This window comes from Brevundimonas fontaquae (genome assembly GCF_017086445.1).
GTDB lineage: Bacteria > Pseudomonadota > Alphaproteobacteria > Caulobacterales > Caulobacteraceae > Brevundimonas > Brevundimonas fontaquae.
This window is the reverse complement of the sequence record NZ_CP070968.1, coordinates 706,229-731,195: the sequence shown is the minus strand read 5'-3', so window position 1 is coordinate 731,195 and position 24,967 is coordinate 706,229. Positions and strand designations below refer to the sequence as shown.

Below are 24,967 nucleotides of genomic sequence, written 5' to 3'. Positions count from 1 at the left end.
GCGATTTTTCCATCGCCCTGTAGATGATGGGGTCATACGACACGGGTCAAAAGGATAAAGCCAATCGATTATCCTTGGCGTCAGCATAGGACAGGCCTATTTCGCTTCCATGCTCCCCACCCTGCGTCAGCTCCAGTATCTCAAGCTCCTGGCCGAACACGGCAGCTTCTCGCGCGCCGCCGAGGCCGCCCACGTCAGCCAGCCCGCCCTCAGCGCCGGGGTTCAGGAGCTGGAGCGCATCCTGGGCGCGCCGGTGGTCGAACGCGCGCGCGGCGCCGTGATCATGACCGCCGTCGGAGCGGAGGCCGTTCGCCGCGCCGAGGATGTCCTGGCCCGCACCGAGGATCTGGTCGAGGCGGCCAAGAACGCCGGGCGCCTGCTGTCCGGCCGATTCCGCCTGGGCGTCATCCCGACCGTGGCCCCCTTCCTGCTGCCCGCCAAACTCCCGTCGGTGAAGGCCGCCTATCCCAGCCTGAAGCTGTTCATCCGCGAGGATCTGACGCCCCGGCTGATCGCGGCGCTGAAGGCGGGTCAGATCGACGCCGCCGTGATCGCCCTGCCCTATGACGCGCCGGGCATCGCCCACGCCCGCATCGGCGATGACGAGATCATGGCCGCCGCCCCCGCCGACCATGCCCTGGCCGCGCCCGGCCCCATCCGTCCCGGCGCGCTGCGGGCCGAGGATCTGATCCTGCTCGAGGATGGCCATTGCCTGCGAGACCACGCCCTGGCGGCGCTGGACATCGAGGCTCCGCGCGGCGACGACGTCTTTGCGGCCACCAGCCTGCACACCCTGGTCCAGATGGTCGGCTCGGGCCTCGGCGTTTCCTTCCTGCCGAAGATGGCGGTGCAGGCCGGTCTGGCCGACAACCCCTCCGTCGCCATTCGCGCCTTCGAGAACCAGGCCGACGGCGCCCCGCCCCATCGCGAGATCGTCGTCGCCTGGCGCGCCGGCTCCAGCCGCGCCGCCGAGGCCCGGCTGCTGGCCGAGGCCTTGAAGTTAGAGTGAAGCTAGAGCGAAAACGGACTGAGGCTCGATTGATCGATTGACCTGAGCGCCGAACAGGCCGCTTGGAAGCAGATGGCAACCGAAACCGTCTATATCGTCCAGGCCTACGTCCAGGGCCGGGGCAAGGCCCTGCGCGCAGAACCCCAGGTCGGCTGCAAAGACGCCGAAGAGGCGCGTCGTAAGGCCGAACGGCTGGCGCCGTTGCGTCTTGGCGTCGTCGCCTTCGCCGTCTCGGCCGACACCGAAATGGGCGATTACGACGAAGAGCCGACCATCCTCTTCAAGTCCGGCCAGCTGCCGCCGCCGTTCAGCGATCCGGACTGACGGCCAGGCAACCCGCCCCGACAGGTCGCGTTTGCTTTCCTGACAACGGATCGGCGCCGCCCCGGGCGTCCGACCGAAGCTTCAGGACGCCTTATGGCCTATCGCACCCTCAATCCCTTCACCGAACAACTGGTCGAGGACTATCCGGAACACACCGACGACGCCGTCGAGGCCGCCTTGGCCAAGGCCGACGGCCTGTTCCATTCGGATTGGTCGAAGGGCGACATCCAGCCGCGTCTCGCCGTGCTGAAATCCCTGTCAGGCCTGCTGACCGACAACCGCGACGACCTGGCCCGCACCATGGCCGAGGAGATGGGCAAGCCCCTGGCTCAGGGGCAGGGCGAGATCGATCTGTGCGCCGGCATCGCCGCCTACTATGCCGAGAAGGCCGCCGACTTCCTCAAGCCCGACAAGATTGACAGCGAACTGGGCGAGGCCTGGGTCGAATTTCAACCGATCGGCGTGCTGCTGGCGGTCGAGCCGTGGAACTTCCCGATCTATCAACTGATCCGCGTGGTCGCGCCCGCCATCGCGGTCGGCAATCCCGTGCTCTACAAGCACGCGGGCATCGTGCCGCGCTGCGCCGCGCGTTTCGCCGATTTGGTGCGCGAGGCCGGCGCGCCCGAGGGCTTCGTCGCCAATCTCTACATCTCCTCCGAAAAGGTCGCCGAACTGATCGGCGACGACCGCATCCAGGGGGTGGCCCTGACCGGGTCGGAGGGCGCCGGCGCCAAGGTCTCGGCCCGCGCCTCGGAAATGCTGAAGAAGTCCACGCTGGAACTGGGCGGCAGCGACGTCTTCGTCGTGCTGGACGACGCCGACATCGAAAAGGCGGTGGCGGCAGGCGTCGAAGGCCGCCTGTCCAACGCCGGACAGGTCTGCACCGGCTCCAAACGCTTCATCGTTCAAAAGTCCGTCTCCGACGCCTTCATCACCGGCTTCGTCGAAGGCATGAAGAAGGCCGTCATGGGCGACCCGCTGGACGAGGCCACCGACTTGGGCCCGCTGTCGTCCGAGGATGCGCTGAAGACCCTGACCAAACAGGTGCAAGAGGCGATCCAGCACGGCGCCAAGACGCTGACCGGCGGCAAGCCCGCCGACCGCACCGGCTTCTTCTACGAGCCGACCGTCCTGACTGACGTCGCGCGCGACAACCCGGCCTTCTATCAGGAGTTCTTCGGCCCCGTGGCCCAGGTCTTCGTGGTCGAGGACGACGACGCGGTCGTGGCCTTGGCCAACGACTCCCACTTCGGCCTGGGCGGCTCGATCTTCTCGGGCGACACCGACCGCGCCCGCAAACTGGCCTCTCGCATCGAGACCGGCATGGTCTTCATCAACACCACCACGACCTCCATGCCCGAACTGCCGTTCGGCGGCGTCAAACGCTCGGGCTTCGGCCGCGAACTGGGCGATGTCGGCATCAAGGAGTTCGTGAACCGCAAGCTGGTGGTCGTCAGCGCCGACTGACCACCGCCTTCCGGCAAACGGAAAAGGGCCGGCGGATCGCTCCGCCGGCCCTCTTTCTTGTCTGGACGGACCGCGACCTATTCGGCGGCGATCGGCGCTTCGGTTTCCGGACCGCGCGCCAGGTTGCGCAGCACATAGGGCATGACGCCGCCGGCCAGCAGATAGTCCAGCTCGGTCTGGTTATCGATGCGGCAGCGGACCGGGAAGCGGGCCATCTTGCCGTCCGACGGGCGGAACAGCTCGACCCACAGGTCCTGACGCGGCTTCAGCTTGCCGATGTTGGCGTCCGACAGGCCGCGGATCGTGACGATCTCCTCGCCCGTCAGGCCCAGCTTCAGCCAGCCGTCCTGCTTGAACTGCAGCGGCACGACGCCCATCCCGACTAGGTTGGAGCGGTGGATGCGCTCGAAGCTTTCGGCGATGACCGCGCGAACGCCCAGCAGACGCGTGCCCTTGGCCGCCCAGTCGCGCGACGAGCCGGTGCCGTATTCCTTTCCGGCGAAGACGACCAGCGGGCGGCCTTCCGACTGATACCGCATGGCCGCGTCATAGATCGACATGGTGTCGCCCGACGGGAAGTGCTTGGTCACGCCGCCTTCGATCTCGGGCGTGATGCGGTTCTTGATGCGGATGTTGGCGAAGGTGCCGCGCATCATGACTTCGTGGTTGCCGCGACGCGCACCGTAGCTGTTGAACTCGGCCGCCTCGACGCCGTGGTTGGTCAGATAGACGCCGGCGGGCGAGGTCTTCTTGATCGAACCGGCCGGGCTGATGTGGTCGGTGGTGATCGAGTCGCCGAAGATGGCCAGAACGCGAGCCTCGACCACGTCCTGAACCGGGGTCAGGTCCATCGACAGGCCGTCGAAATAGGGCGGGTTGGCGACGTAGGTCGAGCTGTCGTCCCACTCATAGGTCTGACCGCCGGTGACCTTGATTGCCTGCCAGTGCTTGTCGCCCTTGAACACGTCCTTGTAGCGTTTGGCGAACATGGCCGGGGTGACGGACTTGCGCTGGATGTCGGCGATTTCCTGCGTGGTCGGCCAGACGTCCTTCAGGAAGACGTCGTTGCCCTTCTTGTCCTGACCAATCGGATCCTTGGTGATGTCGATCCGCATCGAGCCGGCGATGGCGTAGGCCACGACCAGCGGCGGCGAGGCCAGATAGTTGGCCTGGACGTCGGGGTTCACGCGGCCTTCGAAGTTGCGGTTGCCCGACAGGACCGAGGTGGCGACCAGGGCGTTGTCGTTGATCGCCTTGGAGATGGCCGGATCCAGCGGACCAGAGTTGCCGATGCAGGTGGTGCAGCCATAGCCGACCAGGTTGAAGCCCAGGGCGTCCAGGTCCTTTTGCAGGCCGGCGTCGGTCAGATAGTCGGTCACGACCTGCGAGCCGGGGGCCAGCGAGGTCTTGACCCAGGGCTTGGCCTTCAGGCCCAGCGCATTGGCCTTGCGCGCCACCAGACCGGCGGCGATCAGGACCGACGGGTTGGAGGTGTTGGTGCAGGAGGTGATGGCCGCGATGACCACGTCGCCGTCGCCGACGGTGAACTTCTGGCCATCGACCGAGACGCGCTCGGCGTCGGACGGACGGGCGAAGACGTCGGTCAGGGCGGTCTCGAAGGCCGGGGCGGCGGTGGTCAGTTCGACGCGGTCCTGCGGACGCTTCGGACCCGCCAGCGACGGCACGACGGTCGAGATATCCAGTTCCAGCACGTCGGTGAAGACCGGGTCTTCCGAGGTTTCGTCGATCCACAGGCCTTGCGCCTTGGCGTAGGCTTCGACCAGGGCGACACGCGCCTTGTCGCGGCCCGTGGCGGTCAGATAGCCGATGGTGGCGGCCGAGACGGGGAAGAAGCCGCAGGTGGCGCCGTATTCCGGAGCCATGTTGGCGATGGTCGCCTGGTCTTCGATGGTCATGTTCGGCAGGGCGTCGCCGAAGAACTCGACGAACTTGCCGACCACGCCCTTCTTGCGCAGCATCTGGGTGACGGTCAGCACCAGGTCGGTCGCCGTCGTGCCTTCGGGCATCGAACCCGTCAGCTTGAAGCCGATGACCTCGGGGATCAGCATCGGAATCGGCTGGCCCAGCATGGCCGCCTCGGCCTCGATGCCGCCCACGCCCCAGCCCAGGACGGCCAGGCCGTTGATCATGGTGGTGTGGCTGTCGGTGCCGACGACGGTGTCGGGATAGGCGACGGTCTTCTTGCCTTCGTCCAGGGTCCAGACGGTCTGGGCCAGGTTCTCCAGGTTCACCTGGTGGCAGATGCCGGTGCCGGGCGGCACGACGCGGAAGTTGTTGAAGGCCGACGAACCCCAGCGCAGGAAGTTGTAGCGCTCGATGTTGCGCTCGTATTCGCGCTCGACGTTCTGGCCGAAGGCTTTCGATGTGCCGAAGTTGTCGACCATCACCGAGTGGTCGATGACCAGATCGACCGGCACAAGCGGGTTGATCTTGGCGGCGTCGGCGCCCAGGGCGCTCATGGCGTCGCGCATCGCGGCCAGATCGACCACGGCGGGAACGCCGGTGAAGTCCTGCATCAGCACGCGGGCCGGACGGAAGGCGATCTCGTGCTCGACCGAGCCCTTGTTCTCAACCCAGGCGGCGACAGCCTTCAGGTCGTCTTCGGTGACGGAAACGCCATCCTCGTTGCGCAGCAGGTTCTCCAGCAGCACCTTCATCGAGCGCGGCAGGCGGGAAATCCCGGTCAGACCGGCTTCCTCGGCGGCGGGAAGGCTGTAATAGGCGTATTTCTTACGCCCGACGGAAAGGTCCTGGCGGGTCTTGAAGCTGTCGATCGACGGCATGGAGAGTTCCTCTGGTCAGCGCCGCCCGACAATCCGGTTGCGCCTTCGCGCGGCAGACGCAGCGGCTCACAGGGCCCCTGCGCGCGCGGCGAAAGCCTGCTGCGGCGACCGTGCCTATAGCCCCGCCGCGCCGCACCGTCCATGTGTCCACACCCCTGACGTGGACATTGAGAAGGGTTCGCAGATTTGGCGCGTCCGGTGAAACGCAATGATCCACACCCTCACCCTCTCCGGCCTGACCGTCTCACGCGGCGAGCGGCGACTGTTCGACGGCCTCGACCTGACCTTGCGCGCCGGCGAGGTGCTGGCCCTGACGGGCGCAAACGGGGCGGGCAAGACCAGCCTGCTGCGCGCCATCGCGGGCCTGTTGCGCCCCGACGCCGGCACGGTCGCCTTCCAGGATGGCGACGGCAATCGGCTGGATGAGCGGCAGGCGTGTGGACGTGAAACCCATTTTCTCGGCCATCTGGACGGGCTGAAGGGCGGCCGCACCGCGCGCGAGGAACTGGGGTTTCAGTGCGACTGGTTGGGCCACACCCAGTACGGCGTCGACCACGCCGTCGAGGCCTTCGGCCTGAAGCCCCTGCTGGACCTGGAGGTCCGGCGTTTGTCCGCCGGCCAGCGTCGTCGCCTGGCTATGGGCCGGCTGGTCGGATCGCCGCGCGCCCTGTGGCTGCTGGACGAACCGATGGCGCCGCTGGACACGCGTTGGCGCGAAGCCTTCGCCGAGCAGATGCAGCGTCATCTGGACGCCGACGGCCTGATCGTCGCCGCCGTCCACGACCCCCTGCCGCTGCCGACCCGCTCTCTCGATCTGGGGGCGCTGAAATGAGCCGCCGCGATGTCGATCAGGAACCGCGTCCGCCCGGCCTGCGCGGCGCGACGCGCGTTCTGCTGGAGCGCGAGCTGGATCTGGCCTGGGGCGGGGGCGGCGGCCCCTTGCTGGCCTGCGGCTTCTTCGTCTGTCTGACCGCCATACTGCCGCTGGCGGCCGGCGGCGATCCGCGCACGCTCGGCCCGGTCGCCGGCGGCGTCGCGTGGTTGGCGCTCGCCTTGGCGTCCCTGCTTTCGCTGGAGCGGCTGTTCGAGCGCGACATGGAGGACGGGGCCCTGGATCTGCTCACCCTCGGCCATCTGGCGCTGGAGCAGGTCGTCCTGATCAAGGCCCTGGCCCAGTGGATCGCCATCGGTCTGCCGCTCGCCCTGACCGCTCCCGTCGCCGCCCTGGCGCTTGACCTGCCCGCGTCGCTGACGCCGCTGGTCGCACTGACCGCCCTGATCGGCGGCGCAGGCTTCGCCTTCACCGGGGCGCTGGGCGCCGCCCTTGCGCTGGGCGCAAAGCGTGGCGGGCTGCTGATCGCTGTCGTCGTCCTGCCGCTCTTTATTCCCCCCGTCGTCTTCGGCGCCGGCGCCTTGGAGCGCGCCGGATCGGGCCAGCCGGTCGGCCCGGCGCTGGCCCTGCTCTGCGCCTACGTCCTGTTCGCCGCCGTCGTCGCGCCCTTCGCCGGGGCCGCCGCCGTTCGCAACGCGCAAGGGTGAGCTTGCCCGCCGTCCATTCGTTGCGTAAGCGCTGAACCGATGTTCGGCCTGTCCAATCCGCAGCGCTTCATGGCCTTCACCGGCCCATTGACTCCCGTTTTGTGGGGGCTCGCCGCCGTGCTGCTGGGCGTCGGCGCCTGGCTCAGCTTCACCGTTCCGGCCGATTATCAGCAGGGCGACACGGTGCGGATCATGTTTGTCCATGTCCCCGCCGCCACCTTGGGCCTGGGCGCCTATGCGGCGCTGGGCGTGTCCAGTTTCTTTGCGCTGGTCTTCCGCCACGCCCTGGCCGACGCCGCCGCCCGCGCCGCCGCCCTGCCGGGCGCGGCCTTCACGGCCCTGGCCCTGTTCACCGGCTCGCTGTGGGGCCAGCCGATGTGGGGGACCTGGTGGGTGTGGGACGCGCGCCTAACCAGCGTGCTGGTGCTGTTTCTCTTCTACCTTGGCTATATGGCGCTGAGAGCCTCGATCGACGACGAGCAGAAAGCCGGGCGCGCCGCCGCCGTCCTGGGTCTGGTCGGCCTGATCAACCTGCCGATCGTGAAATTCTCGGTCGACTGGTGGAACACCCTGCACCAGCCCGCCAGTTTCCTGACGCCCGGATCGTCGGGGCTGGACCCCGTCTATCTGCCGCCCTTCCTGACCATGATGGCGGCCTACGGGATGCTGTTTGCGGCCCTGTGGCTGACAGCCATCCGCACCGAAATACGCCGCCGCCGCGTCATGACCCTGCGCGCCCGTCTGGCTCAGGAGGCCTGAAGCCATGCTCGACCTCGATATGACCCCCTATGCCGCCTTCGTCTGGCCCGCCTGGGGCGTCAGCGCCCTGGTGCTGATCGTCCTGACCGTCCGCGCCGTCGTTGCCTCCCGCAAATGGAAGCGCGAACTGGCCCGACTTGAGGCAGACCAAGGCGCACACCCAGAAGCAGCGGACACCAACCGCCCTCAAGCAGCGCGAAGCGCGATAGGGCCAAAAGAAACAGGGCTTCACCCGTGAACCGCTGGCTGGCCCTGATCCCGCTGGCGGTCCTCGCGGCTCTGGCGGCCCTGTTCGTCGGCTGGTCGCTGAAGCGCGACCCGGCGTTCAAGCCCGACGCCCTGGTCGGCCAGACGATCCCCGAGACCGTGCTGCCCCTGCTGTCGGGCGACCAGGCCGGACCGGGCAATCTGGACCTGAAGACCGCCGGCGTCGGTCGGCCCATGCTGGTCAATGTGTTCGCCTCCTGGTGCGCGCCGTGCCGGATCGAACACCCCAAGCTGCTGGCGCTGAAGGCGCGCGGCATCGCCGTGGTCGGCATCGCCTACAAGGATGAACCGGTCGCCACTCGCGCCTTCCTCGACGAACTGGGCGATCCCTATTCCATGGTGCTGGTGGACCGCGAAGGTCGTGCGGGCCTCGACCTCGGCATCTCCGGCGTGCCCGAGACCTTCGCCGTCGACGCCATGGGCCGCATCACCGCCAAACAGTCCGGCCCCCTGCTGGACGACGCCGACATCGACCGACTGGTCGCCTCCATGCAGGCCCCGCCTCGTCCCGCACCGACCAAGCGGTGAGGCCGCGTTAACCCTTTTTCGAGGGTTTCCGTTAACCATGTCGGTATGAGCGCGATTCGTCCCGGCCTGCCGCTGAACACGCCCGCCCAGGGCCTTGATCTGCCGAGCGCCCGCAGCGCTCAGGCCGCCTTCTTCCGCGCAGCCATGGATCAGACGGCGGCGCCGAAGCCGCCGGTCCCGGCCGCCGCCGTCATGTCCACGATCCGCACCGCCAACCCGGCCCGCCCCGTCGAGGCGCCGGCGGCTCCGCCACAGAGGGAGGAGCCGCGTATCCTGCGGCCCGGCTCCTACCTCGACATCCGGGTCTGATCAGTTCCAGCCGCGGCTGGCGATGTACTGCTGCAGCGCTTCGATCCGCGCCGCATCGGAAGGGTGTGTCGAGGCGAACTGCGGGATGTTGCCCTGACGTTGCGACGCCATCAGTCGCCATAGCGCCACGGCCTCCGACGGCTTGAAGCCGGCGCGCGCCATATAATCGACGCCCAGACGGTCGGCCTCCAGCTCGTCACGACGCGAATAGGGCAGCAGCAGCCCGTACTGGGCCGCCAGACCGCCGTAGGCGTTGACCGCGTCCCCATAGCGCCCGGCCGCGCCGCCGACGGCCGCCAAGCCCAGACCGGCCGCCGCCTTGCTCGACGCGCGCTCGGCGGCGTGGTTGGCGACGACGTGCGCGATTTCGTGACCGATCACCGAGGCCAGCTGATCGTCATTCTGGACCAGGGCCAACAGGCTGTCGGTCACGCCGATCTGCCCCGACGGCAGGACGAAGGCGTTGGGGCTGGTCGCGGGGAAGACCGCATAATCCCATGTTCGATTACCCAGGCCCGCCGCCTGCACCAGCCGATCGCCGACGCGGCGAATGCGGTCCACCTGTGCGCCGGTCGTCTTGACGCCGGGCTTCGCCACCGCCTCGCGCCAGGCGGCTGCGGACTGCTGGGACAGGGCGGCGTTGTCAACCAGCAACAGCTGATTGCGACCCAGGGCCTCGTTGTAGGCGCAGGCGGACAGCGTGGAGGCCGCAGCGGCGGCGGCGGCGAGAAGAAGGGCGGAACGGTGGCGAAGACTCACGGCGGACCTCATGAATGGTGAAACAGATTGGCCATCAAATCCAGATGGTCGGCCAAGGTTCCACAGTCACTCCATAGGCGCTGCCCCAAGAAGGGTGCGGCAGGCCTCCGCCTCGGCCGCCAGGGCTTTGCGCTTGGCCTCTCCGAACTTCTCCAGCGTGCGGTAGGGCATGGCCAGCCGCACATTGTCCCGCAGCCGGCCGCGATTGCGCTCCAGAAAGCCCCAGTACAGGCGGTTGAACGGGCAGGCCGCGTCGCCGCTCTTGCTCTTCACGTCATAGCGACACGCCCCGCAATAGTCGCTCATCCGGTCGATGTAGGCCCCCGAGGCCGCATAGGGTTTGGACCCCACGATGCCCCCGTCGGCAAACAGGGCCATGCCCCGCGTATTGGGCATCTCCACCCATTCATAGGCGTCGGCATAGACGCACATGTACCAGTCATCGACCTGATCGGGGTGTACGCCCAGCAGCAAGGCCAGATTGCCGGTCACCATCAGCCGCTGGATATGGTGAGCGTAAGCGTTGTCGCGCGTGGTCTTCACCACGTCGGCGACACAGGCCATGTCGGTCTCGCCGGACCAGTAGAACCAGGGCAGCTTGCGGTCCGCATCCAGGAAGTTGCGCGCCCGATACTCCGGCGCCTTCAACCAGTAGATGCCGCGCACGAACTCGCGCCATCCCAGAATTTGCCGGATGAAGCCTTCGACCGCATTCAGCGGCGCCTTGCCCGCCCGATAGACCGCCTCGGCGCGCTTGCAGACATCCAGCGGGTCCAGCAGGCCCAGGTTGATGGAGGTCGAGATCAGCCCGTGCCACATCCACGGCTGACCCTCCGCCATCGCATCCTGCCAGTCCCCGAATGAGGGCAGGACATCCTTCAGGAAGTGCTTCAGCGAAGCTTCCGCCTCCTCCGCCGTCGTGGCCCAGCCGAACCCGTCCAGCGATCCGAAATGGTCGCCGAACAGCCGCTCCACATCCCCCATCGCCTCGCGCGCCACGGCGTTGGGCGGGATGAGCAGGCGATCGGGCGGGGTCACGCCCTTGGCCAGCTTCTTGCGGTTCTCGGCGTCATAGTTCCAGCGCCCGCCCTCCGGCTGATCGCCGTCCATCAGGATGCCGGTCTCGCGGCGCATCTCGCGATAGAAGAACTCCATGCGCAGCTGCGACTTGCCCGAGGCCCAGCGACGGAAACGGTCGTGGCTGCTGATGAAGCGGCGATCCTCGCGAATCTCGACCGGCAGCCCCGCCCCTTCCGCAAAGGCGGCCAGATGCTCGGCCAGCCGCCATTCGCCGCATTCGGTCATCACCACCGCCTCATGGGCGCCGTCGTCCAGCGCCCGGGCCAGTTCGCCGGTGATCGAGCCGCTGTTGTCCGCATCGTCGATCCGCACATAGCGCACATTGACGCCCCGCCCCTTCAGCCGCTCGGCATGATTGCGCATGGCGGCGAAGACCAGGGCCAGCTTCTGCTGGTGATGCCGAACATAGGTCGCCTCGTCGCGAACCTCGGCCATCAGAACCGTATCGACGTCCGGGTTCAGATCCTTCAGCGCCGACAGGTCGTCCGACAGCTGATCGCCCAGCACCAGCCTAAGCACGGACATGCGTTATTCCCATCACCGGGCCCATTTGCGAGCGAGAGACTGAAGTCGGGACGCAGGCGCAGAAACACCCGGTACGCTCTCTCCAACGCCGCAAGAACCCAAGGGATGCGTGCGGCCAGGCCCAGCGGGCGCAACAGCGGTATGGCCCGCCACATCGCCGCAAAAGCCGCCGCGCCCGACAGCAGCCTTCCGTTTTCCGTCGCGTGAAATCGCGCCAGCAGAGTCTCGCGATCCAGCGGGCAGCTTGCTTGACCGTCCGACACATCGACGAATCGGATCGCGCCGCGCCGATCCAGCCGCCGCATCAGGGCGATCTCGCGTCGGCACAGGGGACAGCCGCCATCGTACCAGACAAGCAAGGGGGTCATGACGGTCGAAGGCTCTCGGCGACGGCGAACGGGCTCGCCATCCTATACGGGCGTCCTCTACAGTCTGGATCGCAACCCGCCTCGACAGGTGTCCGATGACGATTGAACCCACCGGCCGACATCGCTTGCCGCCGCTCGCCCGCGTTCTGGGTTTCGCCGGCCTGCTGCCCCAGGCGGCGGCGGTCGTCGTCCTTCTTGCAGGCGACGCGGACCAGCAGACCGCCGCCCTCGGCCTGGCCTATGCCTACGCCGCGCTGATCTTCAGCTTCCTGGGCGGCGTGTGGTGGGGACTGGCGGCCGCGACGGGCCTGAAGGCGCCCAAATGGGTCTGGATCGCGTCTGTGGCGCCCTCGCTTCTCGCGCTGGCGACCAGCGTCGTTTGGGCGGCGGGTTCCGACCCGGCCGCGTCTCTGATTTTGCTGGGCGTCTTCATCGCCGCCAGCGTTCTGGTCGATCTGAAGCTGAAGGCGGCGGGTCTGACGCCCGAGGGCTGGCTGGCGCTGCGGGCGCCGCTGTCGATCGGTCTGGGCGTGCTGACGCTCGCCGCCGGACTGATCTGAAAACTTCTCAGGCAGCGGGCAAAAAATCGGGGCCTGTCGCAACCGACAGGCCCCTGATTTTCGTCGTCTCGACTTGGAGCGGGCGAAGAGATTCGAACTCTCGACCCCAACCTTGGCAAGGTCCTAAAACCGTATTTCCGGGCTTTTCAGGAAGTTTCAGAAATCGGTTTAGCGTTTGATTGTTATAGGTTTTATTGTTCGTCCGGTTACGGAGGGTTTCGTCCGGTTTCGTTTGAGTTGGTAGCGGAGTGGTAGCGGTGGCTCGGAAATCGGGGTAGATTTCCATCGCCATGACAAAGCAAAAACTCACCAAACGCGTGGTTGAGAGCGCGCCCGTTCCAGAGACGGGTGAAGGTCGAATTTGGGATAGCGAGATCGCAGGGTTCTGTGTTCGAATCTATCCCGGCACCGAGACCAAGCAGGGACATGCCGCTCGGGCCGTCCGCAGAATCTTCGCCATCAAATATCGAGTTCGCGGCATCCAGCGCTGGCTGACACTTGGCGAGTTCGGTGATGGGCCGGACAAACTGACTGCCGAACGTGCGCGCAGGGAGGCAGCGTCCGTCGTTGTCGATGCGCGCCGCGGCATCGACCCCGGCGAAGCGCGCCGCAGGATCGTTGGCCTCACGGTCAAAGGCATGGTTGAGCTCTATCTCGAGAAGGGGCCGAACGATAAGCCGACCAAGCGCGAGGCGACCTGGGCGGTAGATCGCACCAATCTCGAGCGCCACGTCGTTCCCCTTCTGGGAAAGATGGTGCTCGAGACCGTCACGCGGGACCACATCACCGGCATGATCCGGTCGATCACAGCCGGAAAGACTGCCCGCGACGTCAGGACGGTCCGCCGGGGTCGATCCATCGTCAAGGGTGGAGCCGGGATCGCCGACCGGACCTATTCTACCCTGCGAGCGACCTTCAACTGGGCGATCGACAAGGGTCATTTCGCGGGTCCAAATCCGTGCGCCAAGGTCAAGCGCGAGATACGGCCTGCCGTCGAGCGCTTTCTCTCTGAGTCCCAGGCCCAGGCCCTGATCACCGCGCTCGATGCTCTAGAGGCGGAAAAGACCCTCTCCGAACGGCAAGGCGCCGTGTTTCGGCTCCTCTTGCTCACCGGAGCCAGGCGCAACGAGATCGCCGGACTGCGGTGGACGGAGGTGGATTTCGACCGCCGCCGCCTCGTCCTGCCGCCCAGTCGGACGAAAGCTGGAGGCCGTACGGGCGACCGCCGCATCTCACTCAATGATGTGGCGTTTCGCATTCTCGAACGCCTGCACAGGAATCGCGATCGAAGCCAATTCGTCTTCCCTGCATCGAAAGGCGACAGTGGCTATGCGACGTCGGAGCCGAAGATCTGGCGCGACAAGGTGCTGCCAAAGGCGGGACTCGAGGGCGTCCGCATCCACGACCTACGCCACAGTTTCGCAAGCTTCGCCTTGGCAGACGGGGCCAGTCTCCCGATGATCGGCAAGGCGCTGGGACACGCCAACAGTCGCGCCACGGAACGGTATGCCCATCTGAGCGACGATCCGGTTCGGGCGCTGGCGGAGCGGATCGGGGAGCGATTCAGTCCCAAAATTTGATGTCGGGGACGACCACCTGACTGCGACATCAGTCCAAAGTGAAGCTGAGCCAGTTTGATCGAGGGTGCTTTTAGGGCACCCAGGGTGTTCCAATACGCTAAATACCAAACCAACTGGTCCTCGGCAGTTATCACTCGGGCTGAGGCAGATCGCCGACCTGCCCGCTCAGCCTGGGAACAGGTCTCGAACCGGGACATAACCCTGGCCCGTCTCGGACGCCCGGCGGCTCTTGGCGGTGATCACGTCCTTCAGCGAAAGCTTCCTGTCGAGAAGGTCATGAAGGTCGAGGCCGTCCATCAGGACGACTCGCCTAGTCTGGAAACGCTGAAGCGCCTCGACGGAAAACCCGCCGTAGCTGATGAAAAGGCCCCGCGTCCATATGGGTCGGTCCTCCAACCGGCCCTGAAAGCCTTGCAGACTGATTAGTTCGACAGGGTGGTTCTGCCATTTGGCTTCGAGCAGCACGGTGGCGTCGCCAAGTTGAAAGCTGCCGTCGATCTGTTCACCGACGATCTTGAACGCCTTGCGCGCATCGAGCCGCCAGGCGTTGAACATGCCTTTCAGGAATTTTTCGATAGCGAAGCCACGGGGATGGGGGGCCAAAGTCATTATCTCACGGAGGCTCGTCATCAGCGCGGCATGATCAACGGCATCCTCTGCCTCCGATGCCGAGCGTGTCGGCACTGGGGACAGGGTCAACGGCTCACCGCCGAGCCGCACGATCAAGGCCGACAGGTCCGTCCCAAAATCCATCAACGGATCAGCCTCACCGCTGATCCGCAACGTCATCTGTCGATAGCCCCACAGCGACACCAGTATCTTCCGTATGCCTTCAGGCTGGGCCTTTTCCAGGAAGGCTCTCAGGCGCTTCCCCTTCGATGTTCCATAGATCGCATAAGCGTCGTCGTAGATGTCGATCCCGACTTCCGAGCGGAAGAACGCGGCGTATGTGGCGTTGGTGAAGTCGAGTACGTGCCCGCCGGACTCGAACAGTTCGAGCGCCATCTTCGTCTCGAGGCCTGTCAGAGTCGTCATGCGAAGTACCTGGGATGTGACGGCAGGTTGAGTTGGTTTTTGTAATGCATACAACGACCGCCATACGAGATTGATATCCGATTGGCGCAAAATACTAAATAACGCACGGCACGAAAAACTATGATACGTTCGTCACGATAAACTAGCGTAAGTACGTCCCGATAAACTCGCTCACGTACAGCGCAGGACGAGATCCAAGCGGCTGAAAAGAGTCCTGTATGACGCCGAACGAAAAGCTGGCCGCGGCCCTAGAAACCCTGAGAACGCTACAGGAGCGCGGTCAGGTCGCTATTCCGTCCGCAGACCTGACGCGATCGACACGGGAGGTACTGCTGAAGAACCAGTTCCTGCAACCCGTCATCAAGGGCTGGTACGTCGCGAGCCATCCCGGCGAACGTCCGGGCGACACCACGAGCTGGTACGCCGCCTTCTGGGGTTTCTGCCGGGACTATCTCGAGGGCCGCTTCGGTTCGGACTGGATCCTCAGCGCGGAGCAATCCCTCAGGCTCCAGGCCGGCGATACCGTGGCTCCGACCCAACTCCTGGTGCGATCGCCTGCTGCGAACAATCAACCCACCACCTTCCTGCACGGGACGTCCCTGTTCGAGACCAAGGCCGTTCTCCCCGACGCCGCCGACATGGTCGAATGGCAAGGTCTCCGAATATACCGACCCGCGGCCGCCCTGATCCTCGCTCAAGCCGTCTTCTTCGAGCAGAATCCCCTTGAAGCACGCACCGTTCTTTCCACTCTGGGCGACGCCTCTGAACTTCTGACCCGACTCCTGGCGGGAGGCCACAGCGTCGTCGCCGGACGCCTGGCCGGGGCCTTTCGCAACATCGGCCGCGATCGCGAGGCGCAGGACATTCTGGAGACGATGCGAACCGCCGGCTATGAGGTCCGCGAGACGGATCCTTTCCGGGAGCGCGCCCGCATCCCCTATCAACGGGACCGGTCGCCCTATGTGCATCGTATTCGCACGATGTGGGCCCAGATGCGCGAAGCCGTCATCGGACGGTTTCCGCAGCCGGCCTCGCAGGTCAATGACATCGACGCGTATCTCGCCGAGGTCGACGGTCTCTATGTGACGGACGCCTATCACTCGCTTTCGATCGAGGGCTACACCGTCAGCCCGGAACTTATCGAACGGGTACGCTCGGGTCAGTGGACGCCGCAGGCCGATCCGGACGACCGCCGGATGGAGGATGCCCTGGCGGCCCGAGGGTATTGGCAAGCGTTCCAAGCGGTCCGCGAAAGCGTGCGCGAGGTCGTTGGCGGCGCCAATCCCGGGGCTGTCGCGGACAGGGACCATCAACGCTGGTACCGGGAAATGTTCGCCCCGAAGATCGTCGCGGGATTATTGCGGCCCGAGAATCTGGCCGGTTATCGAAACGGACCCGTCTATCTCAAGGGCTCTCGACACGTCCCCCTGAACGCTGACGCGGTGCGTGACGCCATGCCAGCATTCTTCACCCTGTTGACGGAAGAGCCGGACCCGGCAGTGCGCATCGTCCTGGGCCATTTCATCTATGTCTACATCCACCCGTATTTCGACGGTAATGGCCGGACCGGTCGCTTCCTGATGAATGTGATGATGGCGGCTGGGGGCTACCCCTGGACGGTCATTCCGAAACAATCGAGGGCCGACTACATGGCCGCTCTGGAAGCCGCGAGCACCTTTGGCGACATCGGCCCGTTCACGGACTTCCTGGCCGCTCACCTGGGCCACGCGGCGATTACCGCCGCCGATCCATAGTGTCAGCGCCGTTGGGCAGTCCTCGGCCATCTCGAAAAGCGCCTGCCGCAGGATCGCGGTCGTGCTGTCTGTGCGGATCGCCGGGGCCTTGGGTTCGGTTCGCGAAGCTGGAAAGAACAGGCTGCAATCATGATCGAGCGGAAAGATGCAGATCCTCGCGAGGCACTGGCCGATGAGGGCCTGCTGTCGCCAGAGATCGAGACGTGGAGGCAGATCTACGTCGACAACTACCGTGACTGGTTCAAGCTCTCGCGCGAGCTGAACCGGTACGCTGTCAGCCTATTCCAGGATCATCAGGACGCCGGCGAAGGCGGGCCTGCAAATGCAGCGGCGCCGACTGCAGTCCGCATCTTCGGTCGCGCACTTAACGCCTACACGGCGAGCATCATGCTTGCCGAGCGCGCCATGACGATCGAGGCCGTGGGAGCGGTGCGCCCCATCCATGAAGCGGGGTTCTGGCTCAGTCTTCTGGCGACCAATCCGGAGAAGGCGCTCGAGGAACTGGATATCGATCACCACAAGCACGCGGTCGATCGGGAACAGCTCCTCCGGGCGGCCTACCCAGGAAACGAGGAACTGCATTCCGCATCGGTGGAACGAGAAGCCGCGCATGCCGCGCTGCTGGGCAAACGTCGGCCGATCTCCATGAAGGCGCTGGCGGCCAGCCTGCCCGGAGACCCCGGCTACCTTCAGTATCGTCTCGCAAGCGGCTTCTACGGGCATCTCTCGCACAATAGTCTCGACGCCCTGAAGCTACAGACGGGAGACAAGGGCGTGCGGCCGATACTGGGGCCGTTTGAAACCGAGATTCCCAAGGCGCTCTTTTTCGCGATCGACGCCATGGCGCGCACGACGCGGTATTTTGCAGCGCTGGTGAAGGCGAGCGACGCGAGCGACATCATTTCGGGGTTTCGGACAAGGCTCGCTGATCTCGGAAACGCCGACGCCGAGACCAAGTCTCAGGACCGCTAACGGCCGCTCGGCTTCCTGAAACGACGGTGTAGAAGCGAATCGGCTGCTACGATCCGTTATGGGCAAGAAGATCTCAGACAACCCGACAGCGGCCGAGATGATGCAGGCGGCTGAGGCGGCGCGTCTCATCGCGAGCCTTGGGATCGTTCCGCCGGACGGCCCTTTGGCCGACGCCGCAAAGGCCCTGGCGGACGTCGTCGACAAGGCCGGCGTCCTGACCCTCCCCGACCGTTTCAACACCGCCTTCTCAGGCCTGGGTTGGGTCACTTGCGGGAGCATGCCTACCGAGGCGATGGAATCCGCGATCGCTCTGAAGACCGCAGGCAAGGCGGACGATGCGGAGCGGTTGTTGGCCGACATCTTCGACGAGCCCACGCTGAGGTTCCTGATCATGCGGTCCCATCGCTTCCACAAGGTGTACGAGCGCAAGCCCCAGCTTGAAGAGGCCAAGGCGCTGTTCCTTGAGGGCCGCTATCTCGCCGCCACGCCTCTCGTGCTCATGGCCTCGGACGGACTGGCCTACGATGTCGGCGGCTTCAGCGTCTTTTCCGAGCACGCCGATCTCACCGCATTCGATTCCATCGTCGGCCACACGACCGGCCTGCCCGCCCTGATCGGTCTCATCAGGGCGCCGCGTACCAGAACGACGGGGGATCCGATCTCGATCCCCTACCGGCACGGCATCCTGCATGGTCGCGATAGCGGCTACGGGAACAGGATCGCCTGCGCCAAGGCCTGGCACCTGTTCCAGGCCCTGGTCGACTGGGCGCAGGAGAAGGCCGAAGAACCTGAACGGATCGCGGTCCAGAAGCAGAAGGCCTCACAGTCTTTTGGCGATATCATCGACGAGGCCGTCACCAGCGCGGCGCGTCGAGACGGGGAGAGAAGGGCGCTCGATGCCTGGGCGCCCCGAAACCTCCCCGGCCTGCCCGATAGCCTGGAACCCGGCTCGCCGGAGGAAGCGCTTCACGACTACCTGGTCGGCTGGTGCAGCGGCAACTTCATGCTGATGGGGAGCCGATCGATCAACCTCGTCGGCAAGAGCGCCGGAAAGCTCGCCTACGAAGCCCGTCGCGACGCGCGCGGACTTAAGCTGGCGGATTTTCGTATCCAACGGTTCGAGGACACGACCCCCAGCAGCGCTCGAGCACAAACGATGCTCACCTTCGAAACCACAACAGGGCGAAGGGAGATGTTGCTCTCGATCGGGATCATGCTCGACCTCGGCAAGGACGGCATTCACCTGCGTGGCCCCAAGGCGCGCTGGCAGGTCATGGGTCACGCCCTGCATGACGCCCGTACGCAACTGCGCCAAGCTGGTGATTCTTAGAGAAGCTCCCGGTCTCCCCCAGACGGCCGAATGCCGTGATGCAAGGTCCGTTGGTGTTAGCGAAAGGCATTCAGGTGTCTGACGCGGTCACCCCGCGACGCCAGCCCGCTGATCCTGGAGGCGATCGAACGCGTTGCGGATCGCCAGGGAGAGATTGATGCGCAGGCGCGTCACCGCATTGTCGCGGCCGTCAAGATAGTCTCGTTCAAGGCGGCGTAACTGGTCGGCGGCCCGCGCATCGCTGAAGACGTCGAGACTATTGAGTTCCTCATGAACAGCCACCACCCGCGCGGTCGAGCCCCGACCAACGATGCGGAAGTCGGGGCTCGCAGGCAGTCCGCCCGAGACGGGCGAGAAGACCTTGATCGATTCGCGCCCCTTGTTCTCCGTGGTGACGAAACTGTGGTCCGCGATGTCGATGATGAAGTCGCCGGTCAGCGCCGTCGCGGGCTGATACAGGCCCGACCGGTTCCTGAGGCGTTGATGGAGCCAGTAGTCCTGGTCCATATCGATCGGCATTTCGCCCGGCTCATCGTTCCACGGCCTGTAGCCGGATCGCGGATTGAGCGGCGCGTGGATATAGGCCCCGAGGTTCGACGGCAGTTTCCCGTAGCTCGCGTCGAACTGGTCCGCGAACGCGGCGGCCAGCCGGCCGGCGACCAGGAGCTCGAGACCGCTGAGGTGGAGCGCTCCAATCAGCGCGGCATGCGCGAGTGCGGCGCCATCGTAAACCCGGTGACCCGCCTTACCCGAAACGCCGTCGCGGGCCTTTGGAGCAAGCCCGTGATCGTGGAGCAGCGCGAAATTTCGAGGGGAGATGTCTGCGGCCAGCGCGACTTCGCGCGAGGTCAGGACATCCTGTGTCGATCTTGACGGCCGGCCCATTCGAAACTCTCACTCTCTGGAAGTTTAACTTCCACGAAGTGGGTGTTTCGTCAAGGCCTTGCTCAAGCACTCGGTGTGAGGCCGGAGCCGCGCCTGTCCTTGGCGTTCAGATGTAGTGCTTGAAGGGCAAGGGCGGCAGGTTGGCGATTGGCGCGGCGGTCAGGATTTCGCCGACGTCGTCTGCAAACCTCAAGGTCACCGGCGTGCCATCTCCGTAGATGCAGGCATTGAAGTTCAACTTGGTGAGACCCAGGACGTCCTGCATGACCTGGGTCAGATCTGCGTCACCCTTGGTCACCTCGATGGACAGCGGGTTGGGCGCTTCGCGCCCCGGATAGGTCTGGAGATCGGGCACGAATCCGACCGTCCACAGGTAGCCCTTACGCGGGCTGATGGTCAGGGCCGTTCCGCGCAGGACAGGGCTACGGCCCTGGCGGAAGAGTTTGATCTCGCGCGTCGTCTGGATCCGCACCCCGACGAGCCGTGTGTCAGGTCCCACGGCGCTGGAGAAGCCTCGCCATTCCGCCTCGTTGAAATGCTGCTTGGCGTGGATGAAAAGTTCCTTGGGCGGCCGACCGTGCTTGGCGATGTAGGCCTCGACCACCAGGCCGGCGATCTCCTTGGCCTTTGCCTCATCGAGGTGGAACTCGGACGTCGTCAGCGAATACCAGGGACCCACAGCGCCCTTGAATACGACGCCGTCTCCGGATCCGAGAAACATCTGGGCGCCGCAGCAGGCGTTGCCTGGCGATCCGGCGGTATCGGTCTTCTTGAAGACGAGACCGATGTAGCAGACGTCCTCTCTGACACCCGCCAACGCCCAGGGACGCCCCCCGGCCTTGAAGAAGGCGGTCGTCGACAGATTCCAGGCGATGTTGGCGGGATCCTGGAGCAGTCGCGGCTTTCCGCCCAGCGCATTGACGCCCTCCGGATCGATCGTTGATTCCCGGACGATCTGAAGAACCACCTTCTGATCGAGCAGCCGAGCCTTGAGCTGGTTATGGAAATCGACGTCGTACCGGTAGGGTTCGGCGGCGGCGTTGTCCTCCGCGAACATCGACGGCGCCTGTACGAAGTTCCGCGCCGTTCGGGCGGAGAACCGCTGGCTGGTCCTGGTCCGTTCGGGCAAGGGGACGATCGACTTGGGCCGACAGAACCGGTGTACGTCGTCCGGAATAACGACAAACCAGACCGCCGGAACACTATCCTCCTCACGGAGGAATTTACGGATGGCCTGGTCGAAGAGATCGACGGTCTTGTACACGCGCTCGTGGCCGTCCGGAATCCGGACCGTGCTCGACAAGGCCGCCGCTGAAATCGTGATGGTCGCGACGGGGTTGGCGGGCCATTTGGTCTTGAAGGCTGCCTCGAAGCCCGGATAGGCCAGGTGGTGCTGCTCCGCCTTGGCGGCCGGGATATATCCCGTGATCTGGGACACCCACGTCTTGTAGCGTGCGATCCCTTCGTCCGTGCCGATGACGCCGACCCTCATTTCAGCGGGTGTGGCCTGGTCGATCATGGGGCCGAAAAGGAACAGACCATCCTTTGGGTCGGGCAGCATCTGGCCGTGTCCGAACTGGAGTAGCGGCTCCGTCAGGATCTGCAGGCCCAGGATCAGATCAGTCATCTGCGGGCTCCGCCAGGTCCGCGATCTCGAGCGCCTCGTCCGGTTCCACCGGCGCTTCGGGAGGCGTTTCGTCCTCATCGTCCAGGACCACGGCCCGGGATTTCACGGCAGGGTCGGCGCAGGAGACGGGCGATTCAAACATCACCGGCCGCGCATCCACGACGACCTCCGCGAAATCCCCCATCGGCAGCTTCAGACGGCCGTCCTCGTCACCGATCCACGCGACGTAGGCCAGCATCAGGTCGCGCCACTGCCCGTTCCACCAGTTCCGGCAGAAGCCGCGCCGGAGCTTGTGCATCTTCTCCACGCTGTCGAGCGGCGTCTTGCCGTCGTGCGAGAAGATGATGGCCGCCTTCATGACGAAATGGGGCGTGCCCGTCATGACGGGCTTGGCGATGAAGCCGAGGTGCCAATAGACACCCCGTTTCTCGCTCCGGCCCACCATAGCCTTGCGCCTGCGTTTGCCGGTGTGATCGACAAAATACGCAGTGTCCTTCTCGATCAGGTCCTTGGTGAAGAACCATGCGACCGAGTTGTCGGCCATCTCGAATGCGGACAAGCCCTTGGCCGCCATAGCGTTGTTCCAGGATTGCCGCAGGAGATTGACGACCATGCGCCGGGCGTCCGCGCGTTTGACGCCGGGCATCGCCGCCGGCATCCCGGCCAACAGGTCTTCCAGAGGCAAGGTGTAGCGACGCTCGATGACCTGTTCTGGCAGCGCCAGCTTCAGATCCACCTCCGTGCCGAATGTCCCCACCAGCCTGAAGTATTTGAACCAGGGCAGACGGGTCCCGGCCATGACGCTCGGGACCGCCGTTTCGGCGACGCCGAGCGAGAAGAGGGACACTTCAGGAGGCAGGGAGACGATTGGGAGCCAGTTCGAATAGAGCTGCTCGGGCTCAATCCGGGGCATCTGATCGGCGTCGGACTGTCGGAGGCACCAGGCTGCGACATCCGCCGGGGCGACCGAGCCCTTCGGGACACCGTCCCGCTCCAGAACCTGAAAGACCCTTGCCAGGGCGGGCGCCCACCCGGTTTTGAAGTCGATGACGTTCTTGCGGGCTATATTGGCTTTGAAGTCCGAAAAGGGCACATCGTCGACCCGGACCGGCAACAGGAAATTGGCGATCTTGTCGCCGCGCTCCACGGTGACGGCGAGGTGGATTTCGTCTTTCACACCCTCCTTGTTCAGGGCTGCGGCGGAAACGACGAGGATGAATTTCGCCGTGTGATGGCGAATGGCGTCTTCGATGTCATCCCAGAACAGCTCTCCGCCGATCAGCTTGGTGACATCCGACCAGACTTCATAGCCGGCGCTGGCGAGTTGAACACCGAGCCATTTTACGAAGTCGTTCTCCTCCGGGTTGGCATGGCTGATGAAGACGAGGCGACGGCCTGGTCCTGCTGGCGGTTGAGACGCTGGCGAGGTCACGGATGATGGAATCACCCAGGAACCATAGCGCGATTTCAGAGAGTCTTCCTGTTTCGTTCCACCGCGCTGTCTGTTGATCCCCGCCCGCGCCGCCACCGCGATCTCGCTAGAGGTTGTAGACGGCCTTGAGCCGCGCGACGAGTTGCCCCGTGTCGGCCGGCATGAGTTTCAACGCCTTGGGATCGAAGGTTTTGTCCGCCTCGACCGCATCGACAAAGGTCCGCAGATCGGCGGCGATGCCCTCCGGCAGTGCCATGGTCGCCGCGGGCCCCAACAGCTGGAGCAGCTTGAACACATCGTTGCGATGCTTGGTGACATTGCGGCTATCGACCTGCTGGCCGTCGGCCCGGTCGCGCGCCAGGTTGTTGTAGGCGAACGCCTTGAACGGAATGAGAGTCTGGACGTCGATGACAGGGACGCCATCCACCTCCGTCGTTCCGTCCTTGAGCAAGGCGTAATAGGCATCGTCGAGCAACATGGCCGACAGGCTCTCGACCGTTCCCTCCACCGGTATGGGCGTGAGGCGCGCGCCCTCCGGCACGGTGATGACATCGGGCAGGCGCGAGAACAGCTCGATCATCGCCGGATAGGTCTTGTCGGAGGGATGGGTGAACCGGAAGAAATCCCTCTCGCCGTCGCTGCGTTCACGGGTCTGATAGCCGCCGGCATCGATGAAAGCCCAGAAGGCTTGGACGAACTCCGGCTTTAGAGCTTCGAGACAGAGGACCAGGTCGAGATCCTTCGTAGCCCGGAACGGCAATCCGGCCCCGGTCATGTGAATCTCTGCCGCCGCCCCGCCGATCAGGGTGTACTGGTCCTCGAAGCCCGCGAAGGCCGCCTTGAACACATCAATGCCTACGACCATCCAAAGGGCTCCATGAGAGTGTCGACAGCCTGATCGAGGCGTTCGTCATGACGATCCTCCAGGCTCAGATACAGGGAGAGGCGATCCACGACCGGGCCGTGATGGCAGAGCAGACGGGGATCGTACGACCACGTTTCGATGCGGATGGCCTCCGGGTCATGATCGTCGGCCGGTCGAAGGTCGTGTTGGTAGACCAGCCCCTTCCACTGACGGGCCGAGACCGCCCGGGTTTCATGAACGGGAGGACCGAGGAGGGTGTAATCCGCCAAAGCGGATTCCCCGGCCAGCGGCAGCGCCCGGACCTCGGGAAACGGCCTGACCCGGCGGCGGGCGCGGACCGGCGACTGGAGCAAATCACGGACAGCCCGCCAGAGGTCTTCGCCTTCCTGCTTGAAAGCGATGCGACGCTCCCGGCCGCGAACATCGATGCTGAGAATGCCGTGCCGCTGCAGTTCATCAACCACCCGCCCGGTGCTCATGGCGGAATACTGAAACCGCTCGGCGAGTGATTTGGGCGTCTGACCGTCGAGGTCCTCGCGAAGCAACGAAGCCAGGACCACGACCTGGGCGGCCGGCGTCAACTGTTCCACGGCCGGTCGGACCTCTGACCGGAAATACTCGCGTAGATCGGCGCCGAGCTCGGGCAGGAACAGCTGATTACCGGGGACGATGAAGTTGACACCCTGCTGGATAAGACGCTGGCGATTGGCCGAGCTCAGGGCGTCGGTCAGGAAGACAACCACGAACGCGTCCGATGTCGAGCGGGCGGTCTCGATGTGTTTGGCGATCGTCGCCGGCGTTTCCACGTCCTGGCCGGGCGTGGCGAGAATGAGCAGCTTTCGCCCGAACAGGCTCGTTTCAGCGAGACGATAGCGATCCGTCAGGAAGAACGGCAAGAGACCGACGTCGGCGGTCTCGAACGTCAATCGGATGTCGAACAGCTGGGCGACGTAGGCCGCCGCATCGTCGAACAGACGACCCAGACTCCCAAAAGATGTCGCGTTCGGTAACATTGGATTGGACGATAACACTGACAATGTTACCATTCAATCTAATGTTATTATCGATGTCGCGGCGGCGCGCCTCCTAGTCACCGACCCGCGTTTGCAATCCGCCAACGTCAGGCTCGGGCTTCGATTGGAAGAAGGTCCAAATCGCGTTCGAGGCCTTCACGCCCTGAGCCGACGCC

Annotated in this window: 24 protein-coding genes; 14 read left to right on the top strand and 10 right to left on the bottom strand. The window is 65.0% G+C overall.

The features are described 5' to 3' along the window. The first annotated feature begins 109 nt into the window (after positions 1 to 109). The 3 genes from JX001_RS03475 (at position 110) to JX001_RS03465 (ending at position 2,800) form a co-directional block, all read left to right on the top strand. On the top strand, positions 110 to 1,009 hold the full coding sequence (locus JX001_RS03475) for a hydrogen peroxide-inducible genes activator (protein WP_205682319.1): 900 nt from the start codon (positions 110 to 112) through the stop codon (positions 1,007 to 1,009). A 72-nt stretch (positions 1,010 to 1,081) separates the two neighbouring features. Then, positions 1,082 to 1,333, top strand: a complete 252-nt coding sequence (locus JX001_RS03470) for a hypothetical protein (protein ID WP_055807296.1) — start codon at positions 1,082 to 1,084, stop codon at positions 1,331 to 1,333. Positions 1,334 to 1,426: 93 nt separating this feature from the next. Next, a complete protein-coding gene (locus JX001_RS03465; protein WP_205682318.1) occupies positions 1,427 to 2,800 on the top strand; it encodes an NAD-dependent succinate-semialdehyde dehydrogenase in 1,374 nt (457 codons plus the stop codon). Between the two features lie 77 nt (positions 2,801 to 2,877). Here JX001_RS03465 and acnA read toward each other — a convergent pair whose 3' ends face one another. Further along, complete coding sequence (gene acnA, locus JX001_RS03460) at positions 2,878 to 5,604, bottom strand: aconitate hydratase AcnA (protein ID WP_205682317.1); 2,727 nt, start codon at positions 5,602 to 5,604, stop codon at positions 2,878 to 2,880. A gap of 208 nt (positions 5,605 to 5,812) precedes the next feature. Between acnA and ccmA the strand changes: the two genes are divergently transcribed. Genes ccmA through JX001_RS03430 form a run of 6 tightly spaced genes read left to right on the top strand, consistent with a single transcriptional unit; the run spans position 5,813 to position 9,006 of the window. Further along, on the top strand, positions 5,813 to 6,436 hold the full coding sequence (ccmA, locus tag JX001_RS03455; RefSeq protein WP_205682316.1) for a heme ABC exporter ATP-binding protein CcmA: 624 nt from the start codon (positions 5,813 to 5,815) through the stop codon (positions 6,434 to 6,436). Continuing rightward, the gene (ccmB, locus tag JX001_RS03450) at positions 6,433 to 7,143 is read left to right on the top strand and encodes a heme exporter protein CcmB (protein ID WP_205682315.1); all 711 of its coding nucleotides are present in this window, start codon (positions 6,433 to 6,435) and stop codon (positions 7,141 to 7,143) included. Before ccmA ends, ccmB begins: the two co-directional genes overlap by 4 nt. Before the next feature lie 39 nt (positions 7,144 to 7,182). Beyond that, a complete protein-coding gene (locus tag JX001_RS03445; RefSeq protein WP_205682314.1) occupies positions 7,183 to 7,902 on the top strand; it encodes a heme ABC transporter permease in 720 nt (239 codons plus the stop codon). A 4-nt stretch (positions 7,903 to 7,906) separates the two neighbouring features. Next, positions 7,907 to 8,140, top strand: a complete 234-nt coding sequence (gene ccmD / locus JX001_RS03440) for a heme exporter protein CcmD (protein ID WP_205682313.1) — start codon at positions 7,907 to 7,909, stop codon at positions 8,138 to 8,140. Next, positions 8,137 to 8,697, top strand: coding sequence for a DsbE family thiol:disulfide interchange protein (locus JX001_RS03435; RefSeq protein ID WP_205682312.1), 561 nt, complete (start codon positions 8,137 to 8,139; stop codon positions 8,695 to 8,697). The genes ccmD and JX001_RS03435 overlap by 4 nt, the downstream gene beginning before the upstream one ends. A gap of 45 nt (positions 8,698 to 8,742) precedes the next feature. Next, complete coding sequence (locus JX001_RS03430) at positions 8,743 to 9,006, top strand: hypothetical protein (RefSeq protein WP_205682311.1); 264 nt, start codon at positions 8,743 to 8,745, stop codon at positions 9,004 to 9,006. Here the strand turns inward: JX001_RS03430 and JX001_RS03425 are convergent, their stop codons facing one another. The 3 genes from JX001_RS03425 to JX001_RS03415 form a co-directional block, all read right to left on the bottom strand. Next, positions 9,007 to 9,765: a M48 family metallopeptidase gene (locus JX001_RS03425; RefSeq protein WP_241004742.1), complete on the bottom strand. Its 759-nt coding sequence runs from the start codon at positions 9,763 to 9,765 to the stop codon at positions 9,007 to 9,009. It lies immediately after the preceding gene. A 66-nt stretch (positions 9,766 to 9,831) separates the two neighbouring features. Then, positions 9,832 to 11,370: a cryptochrome/photolyase family protein gene (locus tag JX001_RS03420; RefSeq protein WP_205682309.1), complete on the bottom strand. Its 1,539-nt coding sequence runs from the start codon at positions 11,368 to 11,370 to the stop codon at positions 9,832 to 9,834. Continuing rightward, a complete protein-coding gene (locus tag JX001_RS03415; RefSeq protein WP_241004741.1) occupies positions 11,313 to 11,675 on the bottom strand; it encodes a DCC1-like thiol-disulfide oxidoreductase family protein in 363 nt (120 codons plus the stop codon). The genes JX001_RS03420 and JX001_RS03415 overlap by 58 nt, the downstream gene beginning before the upstream one ends. Positions 11,676 to 11,833: 158 nt before the next feature. On the opposite strand from JX001_RS03415, the gene JX001_RS03410 reads away from it, so the two are divergent. Both JX001_RS03410 and JX001_RS03405 read left to right on the top strand, forming a co-directional pair. Beyond that, positions 11,834 to 12,298, top strand: a complete 465-nt coding sequence (locus tag JX001_RS03410) for a DUF3429 domain-containing protein (RefSeq protein WP_205682307.1) — start codon at positions 11,834 to 11,836, stop codon at positions 12,296 to 12,298. Between the two features lie 290 nt (positions 12,299 to 12,588). Continuing rightward, entirely contained in the window at positions 12,589 to 13,878 is a 1,290-nt protein-coding gene (locus tag JX001_RS03405; protein ID WP_205682306.1) for a tyrosine-type recombinase/integrase, read from the top strand. A 165-nt stretch (positions 13,879 to 14,043) separates the two neighbouring features. Here JX001_RS03405 and JX001_RS03400 read toward each other — a convergent pair whose 3' ends face one another. Beyond that, positions 14,044 to 14,883: a restriction endonuclease gene (locus JX001_RS03400; protein WP_205682305.1), complete on the bottom strand. Its 840-nt coding sequence runs from the start codon at positions 14,881 to 14,883 to the stop codon at positions 14,044 to 14,046. Between the two features lie 248 nt (positions 14,884 to 15,131). Here JX001_RS03400 and JX001_RS03395 point away from each other — a divergent pair, with 248 nt between their 5' ends. From JX001_RS03395 to JX001_RS03385, 3 genes are all read left to right on the top strand, one after another. Then, positions 15,132 to 16,667 carry a Fic family protein gene (locus JX001_RS03395; RefSeq protein ID WP_205682304.1) on the top strand — a complete coding sequence of 512 codons (1,536 nt, stop codon included), beginning with the start codon at positions 15,132 to 15,134 and terminating at the stop codon, positions 16,665 to 16,667. Between the two features lie 129 nt (positions 16,668 to 16,796). Beyond that, positions 16,797 to 17,639 carry a DUF5677 domain-containing protein gene (locus JX001_RS03390; RefSeq protein ID WP_205682303.1) on the top strand — a complete coding sequence of 281 codons (843 nt, stop codon included), beginning with the start codon at positions 16,797 to 16,799 and terminating at the stop codon, positions 17,637 to 17,639. Positions 17,640 to 17,697: 58 nt separating this feature from the next. Beyond that, positions 17,698 to 18,969: a hypothetical protein gene (locus tag JX001_RS03385; RefSeq protein ID WP_205682302.1), complete on the top strand. Its 1,272-nt coding sequence runs from the start codon at positions 17,698 to 17,700 to the stop codon at positions 18,967 to 18,969. 87 nt (positions 18,970 to 19,056) lie between these two features. Here JX001_RS03385 and JX001_RS03380 read toward each other — a convergent pair whose 3' ends face one another. The 5 genes from JX001_RS03380 to JX001_RS03360 form a co-directional block, all read right to left on the bottom strand. Further along, a complete protein-coding gene (locus JX001_RS03380; protein ID WP_205682301.1) occupies positions 19,057 to 19,854 on the bottom strand; it encodes a hypothetical protein in 798 nt (265 codons plus the stop codon). A 106-nt stretch (positions 19,855 to 19,960) separates the two neighbouring features. Then, a complete protein-coding gene (locus JX001_RS03375) occupies positions 19,961 to 21,481 on the bottom strand; it encodes an argonaute/piwi family protein (protein WP_205682300.1) in 1,521 nt (506 codons plus the stop codon). After that, entirely contained in the window at positions 21,474 to 23,009 is a 1,536-nt protein-coding gene (locus tag JX001_RS03370) for a toll/interleukin-1 receptor domain-containing protein (protein ID WP_205682299.1), read from the bottom strand. Before JX001_RS03370 ends, JX001_RS03375 begins: the two co-directional genes overlap by 8 nt. Positions 23,010 to 23,019: 10 nt before the next feature. Then, positions 23,020 to 23,778, bottom strand: a complete 759-nt coding sequence (locus tag JX001_RS03365) for a hypothetical protein (RefSeq protein ID WP_205682298.1) — start codon at positions 23,776 to 23,778, stop codon at positions 23,020 to 23,022. Further along, the gene (locus JX001_RS03360; protein ID WP_205682297.1) at positions 23,769 to 24,791 is read right to left on the bottom strand and encodes a helix-turn-helix domain-containing protein; all 1,023 of its coding nucleotides are present in this window, start codon (positions 24,789 to 24,791) and stop codon (positions 23,769 to 23,771) included. Before JX001_RS03360 ends, JX001_RS03365 begins: the two co-directional genes overlap by 10 nt. Positions 24,792 to 24,967 lie beyond the last annotated feature (176 nt).